We start from the raw sequence: 25647 nt of genomic DNA, 5'->3' as shown, positions 1-25647 counted from the left end.
AGCCGAGCAGGCGACAGCCGAGCAGGCGACAGCCGAGCAGGCGACAGCCGAGCAGGCGGCACCGACGGCGACAGCCGCGCAGGTGGACCCGGCGGATCCCCGGGTGGTCTTCGCGGAGTTGCGGCGGGCCTCGGCCGGCGGGCCGGCCGACTACGCCGGGGTGACCTGGGAGCGGATCGACGCCGCCGACGGCGTCTTCTGGCCCTGCCCGGACGAGGACGGCCCGGACACCCCCCGGCTCTTCGCGGAGCGCTTCGCCACCCCCGACGGACGGGCCCGGTTCCACCCGGTCGACCACCGGCCCGCCGCCGAGGAGGTCTGCGCCGAGTACCCGCTGCACCTGACCACCGGGCGGGTCCTCGCCCAGTACCAGTCCGGGACGCAGACCCGGCGGGTCGCCGCGCTGCGCCGCACGGCGCCGGAGCCCTTCGTGGAGCTGCACCCCGACCTGGCGGCCCGGCTCGGCGTCGCCGACGGCGACGACCTGCGGGTCGTCTCCCGGCGGGGCGAGATGCGCGCCCCGGCCCGGGTGACCCCGACGATCCGGCCGGACACCCTCTTCGCCCCGTTCCACTGGGCCGGGGCCGGCCGGGCGAATTCGGTCACCAACGACGCGCTGGACCCGGTCTCCCGGATGCCCGAGTTCAAGATCTGCGCGGTCCGGGTGGAGCGGGCATGACCGGCACGGTGACCGACGCACCCGGCGCGACGGCCGACAGACGGCTCAGCGCGACGGCCGACCGGCGGCTCGGCGCGACGACCGACCGGCGGCCGACGGCGGCGACCGGCGGGCCACCCGGAACGGGAAGCCGGGTCGGCGGTCGGACGAGGTTCGACGGGAGACGGTCGTGAGCGAACGGATCGTGATCGTCGGGCACGGCATGGCCGGCGCGCGACTCGCCGCCGACCTGCTCGGGCACCCGGGCGACCGGAAGATCACCGTGCTCGGCGCGGAGCCGCACCGGGCGTACAACCGGATCATGCTGTCCACGCTGCTCGCCGGCAAGATCGACGAGCCGGACGTGGAGTTGACCGAGGCCGCCGGGCACGGTGTCGACGTGCGGACCGGCGTCGCGGTGACCGGCATCGACCGGGCGGCCCGCACGGTCCGCACGGCCGACGGCGAGGAGATCGGGTACGACCACCTGGTGCTGGCCACCGGCAGCCGGGCCTGGGTACCGCCGCTGCCCGGCCTGGACCCGGCCGCGCTGCCGGAGCGGGTGGTGCCGTTCCGGACCCTGGACGACTGCCGGCGGATCCTCGACGTGGCGGCCCGCGCCCGCCGGGCCCTGGTGCTCGGTGGCGGGCTGCTGGGGCTGGAGGCGGCCCGGGGGCTGGCCAGCCGGGGCCTCGACGTGGCGGTGGTGCACCCGCGCGGGTACCTGATGGAACGGCAACTCGACCCGGCGGCCGGCGCGGTGCTCGCCGGGACCCTGGCCGGGCTCGGCGTGACCGCCCACCTCGCGGTCGCGGCGACCGCCGTGGCGGCCGACGGCGACGGGGTCCGCCTGGACCTGGCCGACGGCCGGTCGCTCACCGCCGACCTGCTGGTGCTCGCCTGCGGGGTACGCCCGGACACCGCGCTGGCCGCCGACGCGGGGCTGCGGGTGGACCGGGGGGTGCTGGTGGACGACCGGCTGCGGACCAGTGACGAGCGGATCTGGGCGATCGGCGACTGCGCGCAGCACGGCGACGGGGTCAGCGGGCTGGTCGCGCCGGCCTGGGCGCAGGCCCGGGTGCTGGCGCAGGTGCTGACCGGGGCGGACCCGACGGCCCGGTACCGGCCCCGGCCGCCGGTGACCCGGCTCAAGGCGGCCGGGATCGACCTGGCCGCGATGGGCGACCCGACGGGCGGCGAGGGCGAGGAGCTGACCTTCGCCGACCCGGCCCGGGGCACGTACGCCCGGCTGCGGATCGCCGGGGAACGGCTGACCGCCGCGATCCTGGTCGGCGACAACCCCTCCGTCGGCACGGTGATCCAGCTCTTCGACCGGGGCAGCCCGGTCCCGGCCGACCGGCGGGCTCTGCTGCTCGGCCGGGCGCTCGGCGGCGCCGCCCCCGCGACCACCGAGACCCCGGCGCTGATGCCGGACGCGGCGACGGTGTGCCAGTGCAACAACGTCAGCAAGGGCGCGCTGGTGCGCTGCTGGCGGGACGGGGCCAGGTCGGTGGACGCGGTGGTCGCCGCGACCCGGGCCGGTACCGGCTGCGGGAGCTGCCGGGACGCGGTGACCGGGATCGTCGACTGGCTCTCCGAATCGGATTCGGTGGAGGTGACGCGATGAACGGCGGACGGCTGGTCGTCGTCGGTAACGGCATGGTCGGGCAGCGCTTCGTCGAGGCGCTACGGGCCCGGGACACGGAGCAGCGCTGGCAGGTCACGGTGCTCGGCGAGGAGCGGCGGCCGGCGTACGACCGGGTGCGGCTGTCGGCGTACTTCGACGGGGTGAGCGCCGAGGAGCTGAACCTGCACACCCCCGACGACGGGGTGGAGTTGCGCCTCGGCGAGGCGGTCACCGGGCTCGACCGGGACCGGCGGGTGGTCACCACGGCCCACGGCGAGTACCCGTACGACGCGCTGGTGCTGGCCACCGGCTCGTACCCGTTCGTGCCGCCGGTGCCCGGCACCGACCTGCCGGGGGTCTTCGTCTACCGCACCCTGGACGACCTGGCCGCGATCCGGGCGCACGCCGCCGGCCGGCGCACCGGGGCGGTGGTCGGTGGCGGGCTGCTCGGCCTGGAGGCGGCGAACGCGCTGCGCCTGCTGGGGCTGGCCACCCACGTGGTGGAGTTCGCGCCCCGGCTGATGCCGGTGCAGGTGGACACCGCCGGCGGCGCGATGCTGCGCCGGTACGTGGAGGAGCTGGGGGTGACCACCCACCTGGGGGTGGCGACCACGGCGCTGCGGCCCGGCCCGGACGGCACGGTGCGCGCGCTGGAACTCGGCGACGGTACCGCGGTCGAGGCGGACGTGGTGGTGGTCGCCGCCGGCATCCGCCCCCGCGACGAGCTGGCCCGCGCCGCCGGGCTCGACCTCGGCCCGCGCGGCGGGGTGCTGGTCGACGCCGGGTGCCGGACGGCGGACGAGCGGATCTGGGCGGTCGGCGAGTGCGCGGCGGTGGACGGGGTCTGCCACGGCCTGGTCGCCCCCGGGTACGCGATGGCCGAGGTGGTCGCCGACCGGCTGCTCGGCGGGGCGGCCACCTTCCCCGGGGCGGACACCGCGACGAAGCTGAAGCTGCTCGGCGTGGACGTGGCGTCCTTCGGTGACGCGCACGGCACCACCGAGGGCTGCCTGGACGTCACCTTCACCGACCCGGCCACCCGCACGTACGCGAAGCTGGTCCTCTCCGACGACGCGCGGACCCTGCTCGGCGGGGTGCTGGTCGGGGACGCGACGGCCTACCCGACGCTGCGGGCCAGTGTCGGCGGGCCGTTGCCCGGTCCGCCGCTGGCGCTGCTCGCCCCGGCCGACGCGGGCGGCGGCGCGGGCGCGGCGGCGCTGCCCGGCACCGCGCAGGTCTGCTCCTGCAACGCGGTGACCAAGGACGACGTCGACGCGGCGATCGCCGGCGGCTGCGCCGACGTGCCGGCGTTGAAGGCGTGCACCCGGGCCGGGACGAGCTGCGGGTCCTGCGTGCCGATGCTCAAGCAGTTGCTCGACGCGGCCGGGGTGCGCCAGTCCACCGCGCTCTGCGAGCACTTCGACGCCAGCCGGCAGGAGCTGTTCGACATCGTCCGGGTCCGGGGCATCCGCACCTTCTCCCAGCTCATCGCGGAGCACGGGCGGGGGCGCGGCTGCGACATCTGCAAGCCCGTGGTCGCCTCGATCCTCGCCTCGCTCGGCAGCGGGTACGTCCTCGACGGCGAGCAGGCGTCGTTGCAGGACACCAACGACCACTTCCTGGCGAACCTGCAACGCGACGGCACGTACTCGGTGGTGCCCCGGATCCCGGGCGGGGAGGTCTCCCCGGAGAAGCTGATCGTCATCGGCGAGGTGGCCCGGGACTTCAACCTCTACACGAAGATCACCGGAGGGCAGCGGATCGACCTGTTCGGGGCCCGGGTGGAGCAGCTCCCGCTGATCTGGCGCCGGCTGGTCGACGCCGGGTTCGAGTCCGGGCACGCGTACGGCAAGGCGCTGCGCACGGTGAAGTCCTGCGTCGGCGACACCTGGTGCCGGTACGGGGTGCAGGACTCGGTCGGCCTGGCCGTGGCGCTGGAGCTGCGGTACCGGGGGCTGCGCGCCCCGCACAAGCTGAAGTCGGCGGTCTCCGGCTGCGCCCGGGAGTGCGCCGAGGCCCGCAGCAAGGACTTCGGCGTCATCGCCACCGAGACCGGCTGGAACCTCTACGTCGGCGGCAACGGCGGCTTCCGGCCCCGGCACGCCGAGCTGTTCGCCACCGACCTGTCCACCCAGGAACTGATCTCGCTCGTCGACCGGTTCCTGATGTACTACGTCCGCACCGCCGACCGGTTGCAGCGCACCTCGGCGTGGATCGAGGCCATGGACGGCGGCCTGGACCACCTGCGGGCGGTGCTCGTCGAGGACTCGCTGGGGCTCTGCGCCGAGTTGGAGGCGGCGATGGCCCGGCACGTCGGGTCCTACTCCGACGAGTGGCGGGACACCCTCGACGACCCGGAGCGGCTGCGCCGCTTCACCTCCTTCGTCAACGCCCCGGACGTCCCCGACCCCTCGATCAGCTTCGAGGTGGTCCGGGGCCAGCCGGTGCCGGTACGCGGCGGGCCACCCCCGACCACGGCCGGCCCCGGTACCGCCGGGGCGGGCGAGCCGGCCGCCGTCGGTGGCCGCCGGCAGCCCGTCACCCTCGGCATGCCGGAGGTACGGCGATGACCACGGCATCCGTCCTGGACTGGACGACGGTCTGCCCGCTGGACCGGCTGGAGTCCGACCGGGGCGTCGCGGCGCTGGTCGACGGCGTACAGGTGGCGCTCTTCCGGACCGCCGACGGCCTCTTCGCGCTCGACAACCAGGACCCGGTCAGCGGCGCGTACGTGCTGAGCCGGGGCATCGTCGGCAGCCGCAACGGTGTGCCGACCGTGGCCTCACCCCTGCACAAGCAGGTGTACGACCTGCGTACCGGGGACTGTCTCGACCTGCCGGGGGTCTCCGTGTCCCGGCACGAGGTGCGCTGCCGGGACGGGCTGGTCGAGGTGCGGCTGCGACAGGAGGAATGAATGCGCGACGAACTGGCCGGCTTCACCGTCGGGGTGACCGCCGACCGCCGGCGCGACGAACTCGCCGCGCTGCTGGAACGGCGTGGGGCCCGGGTGGTCCTTGCCCCGGCGCTGCGGATCGTCCCGCTGGCGGACGACACCGAGCTGCGCGAGGCGACCCGGGCCTGCCTGGACCGGCCGCCGGACATCCTGATGGCGAACACCGGCATCGGGATGCGCGGCTGGCTGGAGGCGGCCGAGGGGTGGGGGCTGGCCGAGCCGCTGCGCTCCGTGCTGACCCGCTCGTACGTGGTGGCCCGGGGGCCGAAGGCGCGCGGGGCGATCCGCGCCGCCGGGCTGCACGACCAGTGGTCACCGGCCTCGGAGAGCTGCGACGAGGTGGTCGACCACCTGCGGCGGCGGGGAGTCGCCGGGCAGGTCATCGCCATGCAGCTACACGGTGAACGGCAGCCGGAGTGCACCCTGGCGCTGGAGGCGGCCGGGGCGACGGTGATCGAGGTCCCGGTGTACCGCTGGGCCCCACCGAGCGACCCGGCGCCCCTGCACCGGCTCATCGACCTGGTCGCCGGCCGGCTGGTGGACGCGGTCACCTTCACCTCGGCGGCGGCGGCGGAGTCGCTGCTGCGGGCGGCCGGGGACCGTACCGACACGCTCCTGTCGGCGCTGCGCGAGGACGTCCTGGCCAGTTGTGTCGGGCCGGTGACCGCCGAGCCGCTGCGCCGACGCGGAGTGCCGGTCGCCGCGCCGGCCCGGGCCCGGCTGGGCGCGCTGGTCCGCACCATCGTCGACGAGCTGCCCCGCCGGACGATCAGCCTGAAGGCGGCCGGTCACCTGATCACCCTGCGCGGTCACGCCGCCGTGGTGGACGGGGAACTGCGTCCACTCGCCCCGGCGCCGATGGCGGTGCTGCGCGAGCTGGCCCGCTCCCCCGGCCGGGTGATGTCCCGGACCGCCCTGCTGCGCACCCTCCCCCGGGGCGCCGACGAACACGCGGTCGAGATGGCCGTGGCCCGCCTCCGCGCCGGCCTGAAAGCCCCCCACGTGATCCAGACCGTCGTCAAACGCGGCTACCGCCTCCGCACCGACTAACCCCCCACTCCCACCCCTGCCCGCCCTGCCCTGCCCTGCCCCCGGTGATCATGGACTTGACGGCAGTCTCGATCTCCACCGATGCCGCCAACTCCATGATCACCGGGGGCGGGGCGGGTGGAGGGGAGGGGAGGAGGGGGCGGGGGGTGGTAGGGGCCGCCCCTGCCGTCGGGGGGTGTGACGGCAGGGGCGGTGGGGTACGGGGCGGTCAGCCGACCGGGGTGGGGAAGCCTCGGCCGTGCTCGGCCTCCAGCCGCATCATGGCGTGCTCGACGACGGTCACCAGTACCTGCTTGACCGACTCCCGCTGCCGGGCGTCGGTCCAGACCAGGGGTACCTGGGGCGAGATGGCCAGCGCCTCGCGGACCTCGTCGAGCTCGTACTGCGAGGCGCCGTCGAAGTGGTTGAGCGCCACGACGTACGGCAGCCGGCGGTTCTCGAAGTAGTCCAGCGGGGCGAAGGCGTCCGTGATGCGCCGGGTGTCCACCAGGACGGCGGCACCCACCGCCCCCCGGATGATCTCGTCCCACATGAACCAGAAGCGGGTCTGACCCGGCGTACCGAACAGGTACAGGATCAGGTCCTGGGCCATGGTGATCCGGCCGAAGTCCATGGCGACCGTGGTGGTCTCCTTGCCGGGCACCTTGGACGGATCGTCGATCCCGACGCCGGCGGCGGTCATCACCGCCTCGGTGGTCAGCGGAGTGATCTCCGAGATCGCTCCGACCAGGGTCGTCTTGCCCACGCCGAAGCCACCCGCGACCACGATCTTCGCCGAGACGATTCCCCGGTTCTGGCGGGCCCCGGCGGGGTCATAGCCTGCGAAGTCCACTTAGCACCCTTCCAAGGATTTCCATTCGCTCCTCGTACCCGTCGGCGGGAGCGGCAGTGTGTAGCGTCAGCAGACCCTCGGCCACCATGTCGGCGACCAGCACCCGGGCCACGCCCAGTGGCATCCGGGTGTACGCGGCGATCTCCGCCAGCGACTGCGCCCGCCCCTCACAGACCGAGGCGATCCGGTGCTTGTCGTGCCCGGCGAACCGCGATTCGGCGACCGCGGTCGGACTGGCCGTCAGCACCGCCTCCAGAGCGATGTCCTGGCGAGGCTCGGTGCGTCCGCGGGTGACCGCGTACGGGCGCACCAGCGCACCCCGCGGGTCCGAGCGACGTTGGTCCATCCGCGATCACCTCCTCTCGTCCGGCACCGACCGGTACCGGTTCACCTGTGCCCCGGCCGGGTCGACGGCGCCGGGCCGGCCGGCGACGGCACCGTCCGGGCCCCCACGCCCGGCCGCCGTGTCACGACCGCACTGCGTCACGGGGAAGCGGCACCAGTGCCGCGCCGACCCGCTCGACCAGCAGCGCCATCTCGTACCCGACCTGGCCCACGTCACAGCTACGGGCGGCGAGCACCGCCATCGAGGAGCCGTCGCTGATCGACATGAGGAACAGGTATCCGCTGTCCATCTCGATCACGGTCTGGAGCACGCCGCCCGCGCTGAACATCCGGGCGGCGCCCTCGGTGAGGCTGACCACGCCGGAGGTGATCGCCGCGAGCTGGTCCGCCCGGTCCGCCGGCAGGTCCCGCGAGGAGGCGAGCAGCAGCCCGTCCGCGGACACCGCCACCACGTGGGCGATGCCCGCCACGCTGTCGGCGAAGTTGGTGAGCAGCCAACTCATGTCCTGCATAGCCGCTGGCCTGTTCATCGACTCGTCTCCTTGGTCGAGGTGCTGTTCTGATCGGCCCCGGCCGTCCGTCCACGCTGGACGCCGCGATGGTACGCGGAGAGCAGGCCGCGTACCTCGTCCGGCGTCCGCCGGCTCCGGTCCCGGCCGCCCTTGGGCTCGATCCCACCGGGGACGAGCTGGGCCTGCGGTACCCGCTTCGGCAGCCCGGACCGGGTGGTCCCGGAGGCGGCCGGCTCGGCGGCCCGGCTGGCCCGGTTCCAGCCCTCGTCGGCTGCGGTCCGCCACGCCTCCGGCTCGACCGCCGGGGCCGCGGGGGGCGGGGTCGGCGGGGCCGGGGCGGCGCTGGCGGCCGGCGCGGGTGACACCGGTACGGCCGGGGCGGCCGGGGTCGGCGGGTACGACGGGGGTGGTGCCTGCACCGGCGGTGGCGTGGCAGCCGCGCCCGGGGTCCGGGTGGGCAGGGGCGGCCGGGCCGGCGAGGCGGTGGCGGCCGACTGCTGCGTACCGGCGCCCGGCTCCTGGTCGAAGCGGGGCCGGGTGAAGATGGCCGTCTCGTCGTTGCCGTGCGACCGGAACCAGACCGCTTCCATCTCCCGGAATATCGGCGCCTCGGCGGGCTGGTCCCGACGCCCCATCACGGGCGCGGAGGGCACCGCGGTCGACGTCGGGGCGGGGGGTGCGGCCGGGGCCGGCGGGGTGGCCGGAGCCGGGGCCGCCGGCAGGCCGGCGGTCGGCCCCAGCGGCAGGGCCGGGGTCGACGGCCGGGTCGGCTCGTCGATCGGCGCCCGCCGGGGCAGCGGGTCGACGGTGGGGTAGGCGACGGTGGGCGAGCCCACCGACAGCCCGGAGGTGGGTGCCGGCTCGGCCGGGGCCACCGGCGTCGGGTCGGGCGCGCTCGTCGGGGTCAGCGAACCCCCGCCGGCCCGGACCGTCGGGGCGGTGTTGCGGGCCTCCACCGGGCTCGACCAGGCGGGCGAGCTGGGCGTGGTGGTGGTGTTGGTCCGCCACTGCTCGGTGAGGGTGGCCGTCCGGCCACCACCGGCGAGCGGGTCGCCGAGACCGGCCGGGGTGAGCGGGCTCGGCTCGGCCACCGGCTGACGCGGCCGGCTCTCGATCTGCTCCCGACCCCGCTGGGTCGGCAGGACCACGGTCGCGGCCGGCAGCGTCACCTGGGCCACCGTGCCGCCCTCCACGTTGCGGCGCAGCTCCACCCGGATGGCGTACCGGGAGGCGAGCCGGCTCACCACGGCCAGGCCCATCAGCCGGAACGCCGCGACGTCCACGGTCGACGGGGCGGCCAGCCGCCGGTTGAGCGAGTCGAGCTGCTCGTCGGTGAGGCCGAGGCCCCGGTCCTCGATCTGGATCAGCACGTAGTCGCGGATCCGGCGGCCGTCGGCCACCACGGTGGTGTTCGGCGCGGAGAACCGGGTGGCGTTGTCCAGCAGCTCCGCGACCAGCCGCACCACGTCGTTGACGGCGTGCGCGGCGACGGAGACGTCGGTGTCGACGGTGCCGAACTCGATCCGGTTGTACTGCTCCACCTCGGACTGCGCGGCCCGCAGCACGTCGACCAGCAGGGCGTCGTCGCGACGGGGCACCGCCGAGTCCGCACCGGCCAGGACCAGCAGGTTCTCGTCGTTACGGCGCATTCGGGTGGCCAGGTGGTCCAGCTCGAAGAGGCGGGCGAGCCGCTTCGGGTCCTCCTCGCTGCGCTCGATCGCGTCCAGCTCGCCGATCATCCGGTCGACCAGCGTCTGACTGCGCCGGGCCAGGTTGAGGAACATCGCCGAGACGCTGGTCCGCAGCGCGGCCTGCTCGGCGGCGACCCGGACCGCCTCCTGGTGGACCACGTTGAAGGCCAGGGCGACCTGCCCCACCTCGTCGCGGTTGTTGAGCTTGATCGGGTCCCGTACCTGCCGGACGATCTCGTCCACACCGCCGTCGCCGACGTTGTTGATGTTCTGGAGCCGGGCCACCGCCTCCGGCAGGTCGTGGTTGGCCACCGACAGGGCGCCCTCCCGCAGCCGGCGCAGCGACTGGTTGAGCGACCGGGCCAGCACCACGGCCAGGGTGATGGCGATGATGAGCGTGAGCAGGACCAGCACCGACTCGACGATGGCCTGCCGGATGACGGCCGACCGGGCCGCCTCCACGTCGGCGAGCAGGCTCTCCTGGAGCCGCACCTCGGCCCACCGCATCAGGTCGTTGACCGCGCCGATCGAGTTGGCCGCGTCCGCGGCGCTCACCAGCGGGCTGCGCTGACCGACCGAACGGGTGATGTCGGAGGACACCCGGTCGGCCAGACCCACCGCGTCACCGGAGACCGAGTTCTCCACCAACGCGCGCTGGGCCGGGTCGGCGGCGAGGGAGAAGGCGAGCAGTGCCTCCTGCTGGCTGGTCAGCGTGGCGACGAAGGAGGAGAACTGCTCCTCGTCGAGCCGTCCGCCGACGAGCGCGGTGTAGGCGACCGCCTCCTCCTCGGCGACGGCGCCCTTCGCGCGGCTGAACGCGGCGACCGCGCGCCGGCTCTCCGCCAGGCGCTCCTCACCGGGGAGCTGGGCCAGCACGTCGCCGTAGGAGACGAGGTCGTTGAGGATGACGCCGTACCGCAGCGCCGCCGCCGCGACCGGCATCTGACGCCGGTCCAGCACCTCCTGCCGGGTGTTGTTCAGCGTCTCCAGGTGGGTGTCGATGACGTCGAGCCGGGTACGGACGGCGTTCGGCACGTCACCGAGGCGGCCCCGCTCCTCGCGGTAGTCGGCGATCCGCTCGTCGGTACGCCGTACCCGCAGGTTGTAGTCGTCGGCCGAGCGGCCCGGCGCGGCCAGGTACGCCGCCGCGGTCATCCGCTCCCGGTGCAGGTCCTGGGTGAGCGCCGAGACGTCGAGGGAGAGCGCGGTGAGGGCCCGGATCCGGGTGGCCTCGACGGCGCCCTCACCGGTCGAGATCAGTCGGATCGTGGCCAGCGCGATCACCGCCGCCACCGGAACGACCAGGATCAACGCCAGCTTGGACCGGATCCGGGCGTCCCGCAGCCGGGGCAGTCGTCCACGAAGGCCACGCTTCCTGGTCTCGCCGCTCTCGGGCAGGGTCGTAGGTCCGGTGCTCACGACATCGCCTCCGTCGTTTCTTCCACGCCTGACCCGCCGACCCGCGCCTCGTGCAACGGACAGCGCAGCGCGCGGCACGGCCGCGATTTCATCAGAGAAGATCCGTTTTGGGAAGCCGCCGTGCGAAAGAGAACGGTCGGGCCCGGCCCGACACACGCACCGATCACCTGATACCGCCAATTCTCTACCGCCCCTGACCAGGGCACGTAATCCAGAGTGGTCGGATGAATCTGCAAAGTGAGCGTTTGTGAACACCCCGTGTCCCCAACATGTGGGACGGTCGTCCCGAAACGCCTACCGGCACCCCCGCGCTTGACCGCAGGGCCCGGCATTGGCAAGGTTTTGCAGGCTTCGCGCACACCGTACGGCACACGATTGCCGATCCTGCAATGAGGACGGCAGAACCGGCGGTGACCGGGCACCAACCCCGGGCCGCATCCTGGAGGACTGAGTTGACCCCCATCCGCTCCGCGACCATCGCGGCGCTCGCATCGGCCCTGGTGGCCACCACGCTCACCGGCTGCCAGTTCGGCGCGGAGGAGCAGGACACGAGTCCGATCGTCATCGCCGCGGACCTGGAACTCTCCGGTGCCGCCGCGCCGGTCGGCAAGGCGTACCAACGCGCACTGGAACTGAAGGTCGAGCAGCTCAACGCCTCCGGCGCGCTGGGCGCCCGGCAGGTTCAGCTGCGAGTGAAGGACAACCGCTCGGACGCCGCCGAGTCGCTGCGCAACGTCGGTGACTTCGGCAACGACGACGCGGTCAGCGCCATCATCATGGGTGGCTGCAACGAGTGCGCGGTCGGCGCGGTCCGGACCATCAACGAGCGGCGGGTACCCACCATCGCCCTCGCCCCGGCCGGCGACATCAGCAACCCGGTGGCCGAGCGCCGGTACGTGTTCCAGCTCGCTCCGACCGCGGCGGACAGCGCCGGCGTGCTCGTCACCGAGCTGGGCCGCGCGGGCATCCGCCGGGTCGCGGTGCTGTACAGCGACGACGACTACGGCCGGGAAGGGCTCGCCGCGCTGCGCAGCGAGTTCGTCAAGGCCAACGTCACGCTGGTCCGCAGCACCGCCGTCCGCAGCACCGTCACCGACCTCGCCCAGCCGGTCCAGCAACTGGTCGGCCGCGACCCGGACGCGCTGATCGTGTGGACCTCGCCGGAGCAGGCGACCCTCGTCTCGAACAGCGCCGCGCAGGCCGGTTTCGAGGGCAACCTCTACTTCGACGCGGCGGCCGGCGGTGACCTCTTCCTCGGCACGTCGGCGCGGGCCAGCAGCCGGGCGACCCTGGTGTTCACCCAGACCATGGCGATCGACGACGTGATCGCCACGACGCCGGCCAAGGCGGCCCGGCGGCAGTGGTTCCAGGACTACACCGCACGCTTCGGCGGGTACCACGGCCTCTCCTCGTTCGCGGCGGACGCCGTGCAGCTCATCGCGGACGCCGAGCTGCGGCGCGGCGACGGGGCGGGCCGGCAGGCGGCCCGCGACGGCATCCGGGACGTCCTGGAGACCTCGCAGATGGACGGGCTGTCCGGCCCGATCCGGATGACGCCGGACAACCACTCCGGGCTGATGCCCCAGGCGCTCACCACCCTGGTCGCCCGGGGCGGTCGCTGGCGGCTGGCCGGCTGACGCCCGACCGACCCGGCTGGCCGGCCCCCCGCTCGGGAGGCCGGCCAGCTTCCGGTCGGCGGACCGCCCGGCCGGGCGGTCCGCGCCACCGACGGTCCGGGCCGCCAATGGTCCAAGTCGCCGACGGTCCAGACCACCGACGGTCCGGGCCGCCAACCGTCCGGGCCGCAACGGTCCGCGGCGGTCAGCGGTTCGAGGTGGTCTCCCGCACCCAGGGCAGCGCGATCCGCTCCGCGAGCATCAGCGCCGAGTAGAGCAGGATGCTCACCAGCGCGACCAGGATGATGGCCGCCCACGACGTGGCGGTGTCGCCGATGCCGGCGTACTGCTGGATGACGTAACCCAGGCCGTCCTCACCGGCCTGGAACTCCCCGATCACCGCGCCGATCGCGGCCAGCGGCATGGCGACCTTCAGCCCGACGAAGATCTGCGGCAGCGCGGCCGGGAACCGGACCTTGCGGAACGCCTGCCACCAGGAGGCGTTCCAGGACCGGACCAGCTCGGCCAGGTCGGCGGGGGTGGTGGTGAGCCCGGTGGCGGTGGAGAGCACGATCGGGAAGAAGCAGAGCAGGAACACCATCGTGAGGATCGGCGTCTGACCCCAGCCGAGCGCCACCACCAGCAGCGGCCCGAGGGTGATCTTCGGTACCGCGTTGATCGCGACCAGCAGCGGGGTGAACATCCGCTCCACGGTGCGGGAGGCGGCCAGCGACAGCCCGATCAGGATGCCGGCCGCCGCCGAGAGGGCGAAGCCGAGCAGGATCTCCTGGGTGGTGACCCAGGTGTGTTCGAGCATCTGCGCCGGCTTCTCGACGAACGCGGTCAGCACCGAGCCGGGGGTGGGCAGCGCCGCCGGGTGCACCAGCTCCAGCCAGGCGGTCGCCCACCAGACCACGAAGGCGACCAGCAAACCGGCCCCGGGCAGCAGCAGCGCCGGGGCCTGGGCGCGGATCGCCGCGCCGGTTCCGGTCGGCCCGCCGGCCGCCGGGTCGTCCGCTCCGACCGGCGGTGTCGGCACCGCCGGTACCCGGACGTCAGTCATCTTGTCCTCCTCAACGTGCCGGCCGTCGCGGCCGACGACAGGGGGGTACGCCTCGCCGGAAGCACCGGCGGGGACGTACCCCCGTGTGACGGACGGTCCGATCAGGCCTTCGGCGTCAGGCTGAAGTCGATGATCTGGTCCGGAGTGATGTTCTGGTCGAGGGCGCCGGCGCCCTGCAGGATCGCGATGCTCTTGGCGACCCGGCCGTTGTCCAGGGTGCCGAGCGCGGTACCGGTGTTGTTCGACCGGACGTACCCGGCCATGAGCGACAGCTCGGCGGCGGCTGCCGCCGGCACGCTGGCCTCGACGTTCTTCTTCAGGATGTCCCCGGCCTCCTGCGGGTGGGCCAGGGCGTACTCCAGACCCTTGAGCAGCGCGGCGCTGAACCGCTTGACCATCTCCGGGTCTTCCTTGGCGAGCTTGCTGGAGGTGATCAGCGCGTTGCCGTAGAGGTCCTGCATCACGTTGCTGTACGGCAGCATGACGGCCTTCTTCTTGGCGACCGTCTCGATCGTCGGCTGGCCGACGACGAACTGGCCGATGCCGTCGACGCTGCCGGCGGCGAGGATGCCGATCAGCTCCTGCGGGTTGCCGTTGACCCACTGCACCTTGCTGGCGTCGATGCCGGCCATCCGCGCGTACGTCGGGAAGAGGTTGCGCACCACGGAGCCCGGGGCGTCGGCGAGCTTCTTGCCCTCCAGGTCCTTGGGCGTGGCGATGCCCTTGCCCTCCACCGTGGCGATGCCGGCCATGGTCCGCTGGTGGATCGCGGCGACCACGGTGAAGTCCTTGGCCTGGCCGTTGCCGACCTGGAGCAGACCACCGGTGAGGTCGATCGGTCCGAAGTGGGCCTTGCCGCTGACGACGGCCTGGATCACGCCGTTGGTGCCCTGACCGGGCTGGATCTCGACGTCGAAGCCGGCCTCCTTGAAGAAGCCCTTGTCCTTTGCCACCCACGCGTACGCGTCACGACCGAAGTTGCCGAAAGAGGTGAGGTAGGTCACCTTCTCCAGTGACCCACCGTTACCTCCTGCTGACTGTTCGGCATCGTCCGAACCGCTGCTGCACGCGGTCACCAGGGCGAGGGCGGTGGCCAGCGTGGCAGCGGCGACCGTACGGGTCAGCCTTCTCATCAGTGCACCATGTCCTTTCCCACCGGGGGCTTCAGCCACCCGGGAGGGTCGTCGAACTGCGCCGACGCCGATCCAGGGGGAGATCGGCGCCACCGTAGGAGGGGATTCTTCGCGGGCACAGCGTACGAGACTTGTACCTGATGGTCACCAGTCACATCACGTTGCGGAACGAAAACAAACAGAAATCCACCCCGGACTGTTCGTAGTGAACACTCCTTCGCTACCCTGGCCCAACCCGAGAACATCGCAGCTCATGGCAGCTCAAGGAGGCGAGCCGGGGATGATCCGACTTTCTGGGGTTTCCCGAACCTTCCACGGACGCACCGGCCACGTCGAAGCCCTGCGCGGCATCGACCTGCACGTCGCCGAGGGCGAGTTCGTCGCCGTGCTCGGCCGCTCCGGTTGCGGCAAGTCCACTCTGCTCCGGATGGTCGCCGGCCTCCTGCCGGCGACCGGCGGCGAGATCACTGTAGGCGGCACCCCGATCACCAAGCCGCGCCGGGACATCGCCATGCTGTTCCAGAAGCCGGCGCTGCTGCCCTGGCGCACGGTCCTGGACAACGTCCTGCTGCCGGTGGAGGTCTTCGGCTGGAGCCGGGCGAAGTACCGCGACCGGGCCCGGCGGCTGCTCGACATGGCCGGGCTGGCCGGCTTCGAGAAGCGCCTGCCGCACGAGCTCTCCGGCGGCATGCAGCAGCGGGTGTCGCTGTGCCGGTCGCTGATCGGCGAGCCCCGGGTGATGCTGATGGACGAGCCGTTCTCCGCGCTCGACGCGCTCACCCGCGAGGAACTGTCCGGGGAGTTGCAGCGGGTGCACATGGAGACCAAGGCGACGATCGTCTTCGTCACCCACTCGATCGACGAGGCGGTGCTGCTGGCCGACCGGGTGGTGGTGCTCAGCCCCCGCCCCGGCCGGATCCGCAAGGTGGTCGAGGTGGACATCCCCCGGCCGCGCTCGCTGGGCCGCAACGCGCACCTGGCCGACGTCGCCAGGGTCAGCGCGGACCTGCACGAACTGTTGATGGAGCGGCACGCGCCGGACGCCCCCGAGCCGGTCGGCGCCGGCGTCGGCGCCCTGACAGCCACAGGCCTGGGGGCATGACGCCATGCGGCTGACCGTCTTCACCGAGCCGCACCGCGGCGCGACCTACGACGACCAGTTGCGCTTCGCCCGGCTCGCCGAGGCGGGCGGGTTCGAGGGCTTCCTCCGGGCCGACCACTACCAGGCGCTGGGCACCGATCCGGGCCTGCCCGGCCCGACCGACGCCTGGCTCACCCTGGCCGCGCTGGCCCGGGAGACCAGCCGGATCCGGCTCGGCACGCTGGTCACCTCGGCCACCTTCCGGCTGCCCGGCCCGCTCGCGGTGCTGGTGGCCCAGGTCGACCAGATGAGCGGCGGCCGGGTCGACCTGGGCATCGGCGCCGGCTGGTACGAGCGGGAGCACGCCTCGTACGGCATCCCGTTCCCGGCCGTCGGTGAGCGCTTCGACCGGCTCTCCGAGCAACTTGAGGTGATCACCGGGCTGTGGCGTACCCCGCCGGGCGGGACCTTCACCTACGTCGGCGACCACTACGAACTGCGGGACTCTCCCGCCCTGCCGAAGCCGGTGCAGGTGCCCGGACCGCCGATCATCATCGGCGGCAGCGGGCCGAAGCGCACCCCGGAACTGGCCGCCCGGTTCGCCGACGAGTTCAACATGCCGTTCCGGACCGTCGCCGACACCGCCGACATGTACGACCGGGTGCTGGAAGCCTGCGACCGGTTCGGCCGCACCGACTCCGACCGCGCCCCGCTGGTGCTCTCCGCCGGCGTCGTGGTCGCCATCGGGCGCACCGACGCCGAGTCGCAGCGGCGGGCCGCTCCGCTGCACGCCAAGACCGCGCTGCCGCCGGAGGATCCGGTGGTCGGCTCCCCCGCGCAACTGGTCGACCGGCTCGGCGAGTTCGCCGCGATCGGCACCACCCGGGTGCACCTGCGCCTGATCGACCTCGCCGACCTCGACCACCTGGAACTCATCGCCAGCGAGGTGCTCCCCCAGGTGACCGGGACCAGGTGACCGGGACCAGGTGACCGGGACCAGGTGACCGGCATCAGCCAGGACCTCGAACCCGGCCCGGTGGGCCAGGAGACCGTCGACGAGAACGACCGGGTCTGGCACCTCCGGCGCACCGGTGTCGGGGACACGACATATTTCGCCCGCCTGGAGGACCTCACGTAGACCCGCCGAGGGCGCGTCGCCGCGGCACGCTGGGCGAAGGTGGCGATCGGATGCATCGGGCCGTAACGTGCCGGACATGGCGTTTCGGACCTGGGGCCGGTTGTTGCCCACCGCACTCGGGGTGAGTGCGCTGGCCGGCGCCGGTCAACTCGGCATCGGCTACGCGTTCGGCATCCTCCGTTTCACCGGCGACTACACCGGTGCGGCGGCCGACCGCTGGCCGGCCCAACTCGTCTGGGCGGGCTGGTTCGCGGCGGTCGCCGCCACCACCGGGGCCGTGGTGGCCGACCGGCTGGCGCACCGCGACCGGCTGCCGGTCGGCCCGGCGGTGCAGCTCGCGGTCGCCGGTGCCGCCGGCCTCGGCGCGACCGTCGTGGCACCGCTGTGCATGCGCCCGGCCCGTGCGGCGGACCTCGGCGCGGTCGACCCGGTCTGGGCCGTCGCGCTCTGCGCCCTGCTCGGCGCGGTGGTCGGGGCCGGTGCCGCGCTCGCCGTACCGCTGTACCCGCCGCTGGGCTGGAACGTCGCGCTGCTCGCCGGCACCGGCTGGCTGCTCGCGCTGCTCTCGGTCACGCCGTCGATCCTCGGCACCGGTCCGCTGCCCACGGTACGGCTCGGGGTGCTGGAGCCGGCCTGGCTCGACCCCGACGTCGCCCAGCGCCTGGCCGTGCTCCTCCTGCCCCTCGTGGCCCTGATCGCCGGTGCGGTCACCGGTGCCCTGGCCCGCCGGCACGGCCACCCGCCCGTGGTCACCGGCGTGTCCGGGGTGGCCGGCCCGGCGCTTTTCGCGTTCACGTACCTGGCCGCCGGTCCCGGCACCGGAGTGGACCGCTACCAGGCGGCCCCGTACGCCGGCGCCCTGATCGCGGTCGCCACCGGCGCGCTCGGTGCCACCGCCGCCACCGTCTGGCGGTGGCCGGTTCCCGGCTGGCCCACCGGTGCCGGCTGGCCGTCGGTCGCCCGGACGGTGACCGGCCGGGGGACGGCCACCGCACCCCCGGCCACCCCCGCCCGGACCGTCCGGGCCGTCGAACCGAGCGATATTCTCCTCCCCCTGCCCTCCGGAACCGGGCTGCCCGGCGAGGGCGGCGTCGGGACCACCGACCGGTCGGCGGACGGTGCGCCGTCCCCGGCCGGGACGGCCGGCACCGGGCCGGTGGGTGGGGAATCGGTCGGAGGCGAGCCGGTGGACGCGGTACCGGTCACCGGAGGAGAGGTCGGCGGGGGTCTCGTGGGTGGCGCGCAGGTGGACCGGGCAGGGACGGGCGAGGACGCCACGGGCGGGGTACCACTGGCGGACGGGTCCAGCGGGCCCCCGGTGCCCCCGCCCGCGCACTGGGAGTGGCCGGTGACCAGCACGGACACTCCCACGCCACGGCCCACCCCCGGCACCCGGCCCGCCCCGGTCGCCCCGGCCCCGGCCCCCTACCCCGCCACCACCGCCCCGCCGACCGAGGACGGCACGACGCCCGCCACCACGGCCCCGGCGATGACGGCCCCGGCAACCACGGCCCCGCCGGCCATGTCGCCGGACAGCACGACGCCCAGCGCCACGGCACCGCCCAGCCTCACAGCCTCGCCCAGCCTCACGACCCCGGGCAGCGCCACGGTCCCGGGCGGCACGACGCCCGACGAGCCGCGCCCCGACAGCGTGACGCACGGCGGCGCGACCTACAGCGGCGCGACGTCCGAGGTTCCGGGTTCGGGCGGCGCGACCTACAGCGGCGCGGGGTCCGAGGTTCCGGGTTCGGGCGGGGCGACGGTGGGCGGCACCGCCGCCGAGGCCGGTGCGGTCCGGTTCGACGTACCGGAGAGGGGGACGGTCGGGGACGGCGGGCCCTACGGCGCCGGGATCGGCGCCGCCATCCCCGAGCCCGCGCCGCCCCGGCACGACCGGCTCCCGCTGCCCGACCTCGCCAACGTGCCGAGTTGGAACGCCTTCGCCCCGCCCCGCCGCACCGACCCGGAGCCCGCCTGGGACGAGGACGACCAGCCGGAGCCGGCCGCGACCACGGAGGCGGCCACCGGGGCCGACGCCCCGGGGGAGCCCGACCGGACGCCCACCGCCGAGGCGGGCGCCGGCCGGTTCACCCTCCGGCGTGGCCTGTTCCGGCGCAACCGGAACCGGCCCGAGCAGGACGACCCCGCCGCGACCGACCGGGGACGCGAACGCTCGGAGCCGGTGCCGGAGCACGACGAGGAGTACGTCGACTGGGTCACCGGGCTGGGCCGGCCCGGCCCGGAGCAGGAGGTCGGCCCCCGGTCGCTGCGCTCCCCCGGCCGGCACCACCGCGACTGACCTGACCACTGCCCGCTGTCAGCTCGGCACCGCCGAACCGGCCCCGCCGGACGGGCGGCCCGCCGGGCACGCGGTCAGGCCCGCCATGCGCGGTCAGGCCTGGGGTAGGTAGACCCGGCCGCCGGCCGAGACGAACTCCGCCGACTTCTCCCGCATCCCCCGCGCCGCGTACTCCTTCAGCTCCTGGGTGATCTTCATGGAGCAGAACTTCGGCCCGCACATCGAGCAGAAGTGGGCCGTCTTCGCCGGCTCGGCGGGCAGCGTCGCGTCGTGGTACGAGCGGGCCGTCTCCGGGTCCAGCGACAGGTTGAACTGGTCCTCCCAGCGGAACTCGAACCGCGCCTTGGACAGCGCGTCGTCCCGGGCCTGCGCCCCGGGGTGACCCTTGGCCAGGTCGGCCGCGTGCGCCGCGATCTTGTACGCGATCACGCCGGCCTTCACGTCGTCCCGGTCCGGCAGCCCGAGGTGCTCCTTCGGCGTGACGTAGCAGAGCATCGCGGTGCCGAACATGCCGATCATCGCCGCCCCGATCGCCGAGGTGATGTGGTCGTACGCGGGCGCGATGTCGGTGGTCAGCGGGCCGAGCGTGTAGAACGGGGCCTCGTGGCACCACTCCTGCTGGAGGTCCACGTTCTCCTTGATCTTGTGCATCGGCACGTGCCCCGGGCCCTCGATCATCACCTGCACGTCGTACTCCCAGGCGATGCTGGTCAGCTCGCCCAGGGTCCGCAGCTCGGCGAACTGGGCCTCGTCGTTGGCGTCCGCGATGGACCCCGGCCGCAGCCCGTCACCGAGGGAGAAGGTCACGTCGTAGCGGGCCAGGATCTCGCAGAGCTCCCGGAAGTTGGTGTAGAGGAAGTTCTCCTCGTGGTGCGCCAGGCACCAGGCCGCCATGATCGAGCCGCCCCGGGAGACGATCCCGGTGACCCGGTCCACGGCCAGCGGCACGTACGGCAGCAGCACCCCGGCGTGCACCGTCATGTAGTCCACGCCCTGCTCGGCCTGCTCGATCACGGTCTGGCGGAACACCTCCCAGCTCAGCTTCACCGGGTCGCCGCCGACCTTCTCCAGCGCCTGGTAGATCGGCACCGTGCCGATCGGCACCGGCGAGTTGCGCACGATCGCCTCGCGGGTCTCGTGGATCCGCTTGCCGGTGGACAGGTCCATCACGGTGTCCGCGCCCCAGCGGGTGGCCCAGGTCAGCTTCTCCACCTCCTCGGCGACCGAGGAGGTCACCGCCGAGGTGCCGATGTTGGCGTTGACCTTCACCAGGAACGCCTTGCCGATGATCGCCGGCTCGCACTCGGGGTGGTTGACGTTGAGCGGCAGCACCGCCCGGCCGGCGGCGATCTCGTCCCGGACGAACTCCGGCGTCATCTGCTCCCGGATCGCCACGAACTCCATCTCCGGGGTGACGACCCCGGCCCGCGCGTACGCGAGCTGGGTGGGCCGCCTCCCGTCGGTACCCGCCAGCGGGGTGCCCGCCCCGCGTACCGGGGCGACGTCCCCCCGCTCGGCGATCCACGGACCGCGCAGCGCCGGCAGCCCCACCTCCGGGTCGGAGCCCGGCCCCGAGGTGTCGTACAGCCGGACCGGCGGGTTGTCCCCGGTCAGGTCCACCTCGGCGAAGGGCACCCGGACGTCCGGCCGGGAACCCTCGACGTACACCTTGCGACGTGCCTGCATGACAGCCTCCCTGTCGATCACGCGGGACGCGGCGACGGGACCGCCCGCTCCGGCGACCAGCCGAAGTGGTCCAGCGGGCCGGCTCCCGCGCCCAGCTTCCAGTCCCGCCCGCCGGTCAGCGCGCGGGCGACGTACTTCTTGGCGGTGTCGACCGCCACCGGCACCGGGTCGCCGAGGGCCAGCCGGACCGCGACCGCCGCCGAGAACGAGCAACCGGTGCCGTGGTTGTTGCGGGTCGCCACCCGGGGCCCGCGCAGCAGGACGGTCCGGCCGCCGCCGGCCAGCACGTCGACCGACTCGCCGTCCGCGTCGACGTCGCCGCCGGTCACCACCACGTGCGCGGGACCGGCGGCGGCGAGCGTCTCGGCCGCCGCGACCATCTCCTCGACCGTGGTCACCGGGCGTCCGGTGAGGGCGGCGGCCTCCGCGCAGTTCGGCGTGGCCACCTCGGCGTACGGCAGCAGCCGCTCGACCGCGGCCACCACGCCCAGCGGGTGCCCGCTGGTCGCCACCAGCACCGGGTCGACCACCAGGTGCGGCAACCGCCCCGCCTTCGCCACCTCGGCGATCGCGTCGGCGACGGCGGGGGTACCGAGCACCCCGGTCTTCACCGCCCGGACGGCGAAGTCGGCCAGCACCGCGTCGAGCTGCTCGGTGACGGTGCGCGGGGGCAGCGCCAGCACCGCGCCGACGCCCCGGGTGTTCTGCGCGGTGACCGCAGTCAGCACGCTGGTCCCGTACGCCCCGAGGGCGCCGAAGACCTTCAGGTCGGCCTGGATGCCGGCGCCGCCGCCGGAGTCCGAGCCGGCGATGGTGAGCACGGTCGTGGGGGTCACTGTTCTCCTCCGCTCGGTGTCGCCTGGTACGGCTCCGGTCCGCCCGGTGTCGGCTGGTACGTCGCCGGGGGCGCCGGCCGGACCTCCCCGTGACAGGTCCGACCGGCCGTCCCGGCGGCGGAAAGCGCGGCGGCGGTGAGCGCGGCGGCCACCTCGCCCGGGTCACCGGCGCGCATCACCGCGCCGAGCACCGCCACCCCCGCCGCGCCCGTTCCGACGCAGGCCGTCACCTGCTCGGGCGTGGTCACCCCACCGAGCGCCAGGGCCGGTACCGGGCTGCGCCGGACCAGCTCGGCCAGGCCCGTCGGGTGCAGGGGTGGGCCGTGGCCGGGTTTGCTGCGGGTGGGCCAGACCGGCGAGAGGGTGACGTAGTCCTCCGTGGTGAGCCGCCCCAGCTCGGCCGCGTCGTGACAGGAGCGGCCGACGAGCCGCTGCACCGGCGGCGGGTACGGGCCGGCGGCGGGCAGGTGCACGGCGTCCCCACCGAGCGGGTCCGGCCCGGCGACGACGAGCGTGCCGCCGACGTCGGCGAGGATCGCGCGCAGGTCGGCGGCGAGGGCGGCCCGCTCGGCGTGGGGCAGGTCCCGCTCCCGCAGCACCACCCAGCGCACCCCACCGGCCACCGCCTGCGCCACCACCCGGTCCAGCGGCAGCCGCGCCGTCCGCCGGTCGGTGAGCACCACCACCCCGGCCGGTACCACGGTGGTCACAGGTCCGGCCTGCCCTCGTCCGGAGTGGAGGCGAGGGCGTGGAACCGGCGGGCGATCCGGCCCGCGCCGTACGCCAGCCGCCCGGCCTCGACCGCGTACCGCATGGCGGTGGCCATCGCCACCGGGTCCACGGCCCGGGTGACCGCGCTGGCCAGCAGCACCGCGTCGCAGCCGAGCTCCATGGCCAGCGCCGCGTCCGAGGCGGTACCGATGCCGGCGTCGAGGATCACCGGCACCTCGACGCTCTGCCGGATCAGCCGGATGTGGTGCGGGTTGCCGATGCCCAGCCCGGACCCGATCGGGGCACCGGCCGGCATCACCGCCGCGCAGCCCACGTCGGCCAGCCGGCGGGCCAGCACCGGATCGTCGCTGGTGTACGGCAGCACGGTGAACCCGTCCGCGACCAGCTCCTCGGCGGCGCGGAGCAGTTCCACCCCGTCGGGCAGCAGCGTCCGCTCGTCGCCGATCACCTCCAGCTTGACCCAGTCCGTGCCGAAGGCGTCCCGGGCCAGGTGGGCCACCTTGACCGCCTCGGCGGCGGTGTAGCAGCCGGCGGTGTTCGGCAGCAGCCGGACGCCGCACCGGTCCAGCAGGTCCAGCAGGCCGCCGGAGGTCCCCGGCGCGGTGTCCACCCGGCGCAGCGCCAGGGTGACCAGCCCGGTGCCGGAGGCCCGGACGGCCTGCTCCAGCACGTGCAGGTTGGCCGCCCCACCGGTGCCGAGGATCAGCCGGGACCCGAACCTCTCCCCGCCCACGGTGAAGCCGGCGTCGGGGCTCGTGGTGGTCACCGCGGTCACCCGCCCTGCGCGGCGCTGAGCACCTCGACCCGGTCCCCCGGCCGCAGCGCGGTGGCCGGCCAGCCGGTCCGGGGCACCACCTCGCCGTTGACCGCGACGGCCACCCCGCGCTGCTGCGGGGTGACCTCCCGGACCAGGTCGGCCACGCTCGCCCCGGCGGCGACCGTCCGTTCGACACCGTTCACCGTCACGTCCACCCGTCCTCCTCGATCGACTGCTTGCTGCGACCCGTGCTTCCCGGCCGGGCCGCGCCGCAGGTGAAGCGGTCGGCGCCGAAGGGGGCCAGGAGCGGATCGGGGGTGCCGGTCACCACCAGGTCGGCGATCAGGTCGGCGGTGACCGGGGCGAGCACGATGCCGTGCCGGTGGTGCCCGGTGGCGACGACGACGCCGGGGCGGCCGGGCAGCGGGCCGAGGACCGGGGCGTTGTCCGGCGTACCCGGGCGCAGCCCGGCGACCGTCTCGACCAGGTCGTACTCGGCCAGGTCGGGGACCAGGTCGACGGCGGCGCGCAGCAACCGCAGCACGGCACCGGCGGAGACGGCGGTGTCCGAGCGCTCCTCGACGGTCGCGCCGACCACCACCTCCCCGTCGGCGCGGGGTACCAGGTAGACCGGCTCACCGTCGGCGTACCCCCGGATGACGTGGCGGAAGCCCGGCGGACCGCCGTCGGGCGCGCGGAGCCGGAGGATCTGCCCCTTCACCGGCCGCACCGGCAGCCCGGTGAGGGCGGCGGCGCCGCAGCCGGCCGCCACCACGGTGACCGGGGCGACCACCTCGGACAGGTCGGTGACCGGGGTGTCGACCAGCCGCGCGCCGGCCCGCTCGGCGGCCGTGCGCAGCGCCGTGACCAGCCGGCGCGGGTCGACCTGGTGGTCGGTGGCGGCGAACGCGCCGCCGCGCAGCCGCAGGGTGAGCGCCGGTTCGCGGTCGCGCACCTGCGACGGCCGCAGCGGCGTGATCGGCAGCCCCAGCCCCTGCTGGTACGTCCAAAGTCGACGCGCCTCGGCCAGGTCGTCGCCGGTCAGCCCGACGACCAGGGTGCCGTCGGTGCGGTACCCGATCGGCGTGCCGGCGGCCTCGGTCAGCTCGGCGGCGAACCCCGGCCAGCGGGCGGCCGAGTCGGCCAGCAGCCCGGGCAGCTCGTCCTCGCCGAAGTGCGCCTCGACGACCGGGGAGAGCATCCCGGCGGCGACGCCCGACGCGCCCGACCCGGGAGCCGGATCGTGCACGACGACCCGCAGCCCCCGTCGCGCGCACCGCCAGGCGATCGCCAGCCCGATCACCCCGCCCCCCACCACCGCCACCTCCGGCGCAAGGAAGGGCCCCCTGTTAACGCTTTCGGTAGTAAAGGGGCCCCCTGCTAACACGTCAGCTCCCGGAGCAGCTCCGCAGTGGCCCGCGCCGGATCGGCGGCGGTGGAGAGCGCGCCGACCACCGCCACCCCGTACGCCCCGGCGGCGCGCAGCGCCGGCACGGTCGCCGCGGTCACCCCGCCGATGGCGATCACCGGTACGTCGACCGCGTCGACCACCGCGCGGATTCCGGCCGGGCCGATCGGGTCGGGCAGGCCGTCCTTGGTCGAGGTGTGGTGGCACGGCCCGACGCCCAGGTACCCGGCCCCGGCGTCGACGGCGGCACGGGCGGCCACCGGCTCCCGGGCGGTGGCGCCGAGCACCGCGTCCGGGCCGAGCACCCGGCGGGCGGCGTCCACGGGCAGGTCGTCCGCGCCGACGTGCCCGCCGTCGGCGCGGACCGCGAGCGCCACGTGCAGCCGGTCGTTGACCAGGCAGGTGGCCCGGTACGGGGCGCAGAGCGCGACGATCCGCCCGGCCAGGTCGTACGCCTCGCGGTCGGTGGCGGCGTCCTCGACGCGTACCTGGACGACCAGGTCGGGGCCGGCGACGCCGAGGGCGGCCCGGACCACGGCGAGCGGATCCCGCCCGGGTCGGGTGTCGGTGACCAGATGCAGTCGTCCCAGGGACGGCACGGCAACTCTCCTCCCTGCGCCGGCATTACCCGGATCAGGTTCGACGGTCGGGGGCTCCTAGCCCCCCTCTCAGCCCGGTGCACCGGGCTCCCGTGGGTTGGTTGCGTGCCACCGTACGACGAATCCCCCGATCCGCCAACCCCCGCTCTCCCCCGCCCCACCCCGTCCATCCACCGCGATCTTGCAGTTCAGGCCCCCGTGACGCGGCATGG

The 25647-nt window shown here is 74.5% G+C and carries 23 protein-coding genes and 1 riboswitch; of the genes, 10 read left to right on the top strand and 13 right to left on the bottom strand.

All coding sequences use genetic code 11. The features are described 5' to 3' along the window. The 5 genes from AWW66_RS02535 to AWW66_RS02515 form a co-directional block, all read left to right on the top strand. Window positions 1-679: molybdopterin oxidoreductase family protein (locus tag AWW66_RS02535; protein ID WP_245647841.1), on the top strand; the 679-nt coding region annotated here is incomplete at its 5' end. A 169-nt stretch (window positions 680-848) separates the two neighbouring features. Next, window positions 849-2285, top strand: coding sequence for an FAD-dependent oxidoreductase (locus AWW66_RS02530; protein WP_067359656.1), 1437 nt, complete (start codon window positions 849-851; stop codon window positions 2283-2285). Continuing rightward, on the top strand, window positions 2282-4855 hold the full coding sequence (gene nirB / locus AWW66_RS02525) for a nitrite reductase large subunit NirB (RefSeq protein WP_067359655.1): 2574 nt from the start codon (window positions 2282-2284) through the stop codon (window positions 4853-4855). The genes AWW66_RS02530 and nirB overlap by 4 nt, the downstream gene beginning before the upstream one ends. Continuing rightward, window positions 4852-5199 carry a nitrite reductase small subunit NirD gene (gene nirD, locus AWW66_RS02520; RefSeq protein ID WP_067359654.1) on the top strand — a complete coding sequence of 116 codons (348 nt, stop codon included), beginning with the start codon at window positions 4852-4854 and terminating at the stop codon, window positions 5197-5199. The genes nirB and nirD overlap by 4 nt, the downstream gene beginning before the upstream one ends. Beyond that, complete coding sequence (locus AWW66_RS02515; RefSeq protein ID WP_067359653.1) at window positions 5200-6288, top strand: uroporphyrinogen-III synthase; 1089 nt, start codon at window positions 5200-5202, stop codon at window positions 6286-6288. Between the two features lie 208 nt (window positions 6289-6496). Here AWW66_RS02515 and AWW66_RS02510 read toward each other — a convergent pair whose 3' ends face one another. The 4 genes from AWW66_RS02510 to AWW66_RS02495 all read right to left on the bottom strand — a co-directional run bounded on the left by AWW66_RS02510 (window position 6497) and on the right by AWW66_RS02495 (window position 11087). After that, the gene (locus tag AWW66_RS02510; protein WP_067359652.1) at window positions 6497-7120 is read right to left on the bottom strand and encodes a GTP-binding protein; all 624 of its coding nucleotides are present in this window, start codon (window positions 7118-7120) and stop codon (window positions 6497-6499) included. Beyond that, a complete protein-coding gene (locus AWW66_RS02505; RefSeq protein ID WP_067359651.1) occupies window positions 7101-7466 on the bottom strand; it encodes a DUF742 domain-containing protein in 366 nt (121 codons plus the stop codon). Before AWW66_RS02505 ends, AWW66_RS02510 begins: the two co-directional genes overlap by 20 nt. A 121-nt stretch (window positions 7467-7587) precedes the next feature. Then, window positions 7588-7995 (bottom strand): roadblock/LC7 domain-containing protein, encoded by a 408-nt coding sequence (locus AWW66_RS02500; RefSeq protein WP_067359650.1) that lies wholly within the window; start codon window positions 7993-7995, stop codon window positions 7588-7590. Continuing rightward, window positions 7992-11087, bottom strand: a complete 3096-nt coding sequence (locus AWW66_RS02495) for a sensor histidine kinase (RefSeq protein WP_067359649.1) — start codon at window positions 11085-11087, stop codon at window positions 7992-7994. Before AWW66_RS02495 ends, AWW66_RS02500 begins: the two co-directional genes overlap by 4 nt. 452 nt (window positions 11088-11539) lie before the next feature. On the opposite strand from AWW66_RS02495, the gene AWW66_RS02490 reads away from it, so the two are divergent. Further along, window positions 11540-12724 carry an ABC transporter substrate-binding protein gene (locus AWW66_RS02490; protein WP_067359648.1) on the top strand — a complete coding sequence of 395 codons (1185 nt, stop codon included), beginning with the start codon at window positions 11540-11542 and terminating at the stop codon, window positions 12722-12724. A 184-nt stretch (window positions 12725-12908) separates the two neighbouring features. Here the strand turns inward: AWW66_RS02490 and AWW66_RS02485 are convergent, their stop codons facing one another. Both AWW66_RS02485 and AWW66_RS02480 read right to left on the bottom strand, forming a co-directional pair. Continuing rightward, complete coding sequence (locus tag AWW66_RS02485; protein WP_067359647.1) at window positions 12909-13766, bottom strand: ABC transporter permease; 858 nt, start codon at window positions 13764-13766, stop codon at window positions 12909-12911. A gap of 101 nt (window positions 13767-13867) precedes the next feature. Continuing rightward, on the bottom strand, window positions 13868-14899 hold the full coding sequence (locus AWW66_RS02480) for an ABC transporter substrate-binding protein (RefSeq protein ID WP_067359646.1): 1032 nt from the start codon (window positions 14897-14899) through the stop codon (window positions 13868-13870). A 280-nt stretch (window positions 14900-15179) separates the two neighbouring features. On the opposite strand from AWW66_RS02480, the gene AWW66_RS02475 reads away from it, so the two are divergent. The 4 genes from AWW66_RS02475 to AWW66_RS02465 all read left to right on the top strand — a co-directional run bounded on the left by AWW66_RS02475 (window position 15180) and on the right by AWW66_RS02465 (window position 19417). Next, window positions 15180-16001 (top strand): ABC transporter ATP-binding protein, encoded by an 822-nt coding sequence (locus tag AWW66_RS02475; protein ID WP_067359645.1) that lies wholly within the window; start codon window positions 15180-15182, stop codon window positions 15999-16001. Window positions 16002-16005: 4 nt separating this feature from the next. After that, window positions 16006-16956 carry an LLM class F420-dependent oxidoreductase gene (locus AWW66_RS02470; RefSeq protein WP_067359644.1) on the top strand — a complete coding sequence of 317 codons (951 nt, stop codon included), beginning with the start codon at window positions 16006-16008 and terminating at the stop codon, window positions 16954-16956. 24 nt (window positions 16957-16980) lie between these two features. Beyond that, window positions 16981-17118, top strand: a complete 138-nt coding sequence (locus tag AWW66_RS34195; RefSeq protein ID WP_169807046.1) for a hypothetical protein — start codon at window positions 16981-16983, stop codon at window positions 17116-17118. Window positions 17119-17194: 76 nt separating this feature from the next. Beyond that, the gene (locus AWW66_RS02465) at window positions 17195-19417 is read left to right on the top strand and encodes a chromosomal replication initiator protein DnaA (RefSeq protein ID WP_067359643.1); all 2223 of its coding nucleotides are present in this window, start codon (window positions 17195-17197) and stop codon (window positions 19415-19417) included. A gap of 93 nt (window positions 19418-19510) precedes the next feature. Here the strand turns inward: AWW66_RS02465 and thiC are convergent, their stop codons facing one another. From thiC to thiE, 7 genes are all read right to left on the bottom strand, one after another. Then, window positions 19511-21103 (bottom strand): phosphomethylpyrimidine synthase ThiC, encoded by a 1593-nt coding sequence (gene thiC, locus AWW66_RS02460; protein WP_067359642.1) that lies wholly within the window; start codon window positions 21101-21103, stop codon window positions 19511-19513. A gap of 17 nt (window positions 21104-21120) precedes the next feature. Then, window positions 21121-21939, bottom strand: coding sequence for a bifunctional hydroxymethylpyrimidine kinase/phosphomethylpyrimidine kinase (gene thiD, locus AWW66_RS02455; protein ID WP_067359641.1), 819 nt, complete (start codon window positions 21937-21939; stop codon window positions 21121-21123). Continuing rightward, complete coding sequence (locus tag AWW66_RS02450) at window positions 21936-22640, bottom strand: thiamine phosphate synthase (protein ID WP_083978164.1); 705 nt, start codon at window positions 22638-22640, stop codon at window positions 21936-21938. Before AWW66_RS02450 ends, thiD begins: the two co-directional genes overlap by 4 nt. Window positions 22641-22645: 5 nt before the next feature. Continuing rightward, entirely contained in the window at window positions 22646-23404 is a 759-nt protein-coding gene (locus AWW66_RS02445; protein WP_157527088.1) for a thiazole synthase, read from the bottom strand. A gap of 38 nt (window positions 23405-23442) precedes the next feature. Beyond that, on the bottom strand, window positions 23443-23643 hold the full coding sequence (gene thiS / locus AWW66_RS02440; protein ID WP_067359640.1) for a sulfur carrier protein ThiS: 201 nt from the start codon (window positions 23641-23643) through the stop codon (window positions 23443-23445). Beyond that, a complete protein-coding gene (gene thiO / locus AWW66_RS02435; protein ID WP_211271817.1) occupies window positions 23634-24815 on the bottom strand; it encodes a glycine oxidase ThiO in 1182 nt (393 codons plus the stop codon). Before thiO ends, thiS begins: the two co-directional genes overlap by 10 nt. Then, window positions 24809-25435 carry a thiamine phosphate synthase gene (thiE, locus tag AWW66_RS02430; protein WP_067359638.1) on the bottom strand — a complete coding sequence of 209 codons (627 nt, stop codon included), beginning with the start codon at window positions 25433-25435 and terminating at the stop codon, window positions 24809-24811. Before thiE ends, thiO begins: the two co-directional genes overlap by 7 nt. After that, window positions 25430-25539: riboswitch (TPP riboswitch) on the bottom strand. It overlaps the preceding gene by 6 nt. Between the last annotated feature and the right edge of the window lie 108 nt (window positions 25540-25647).

The sequence above is a fragment of the Micromonospora rosaria genome, assembly GCF_001567585.1.
Lineage (GTDB): Bacteria > Actinomycetota > Actinomycetes > Mycobacteriales > Micromonosporaceae > Micromonospora > Micromonospora rosaria.
This window is presented reverse-complemented; position numbering and strand designations above follow the sequence as displayed.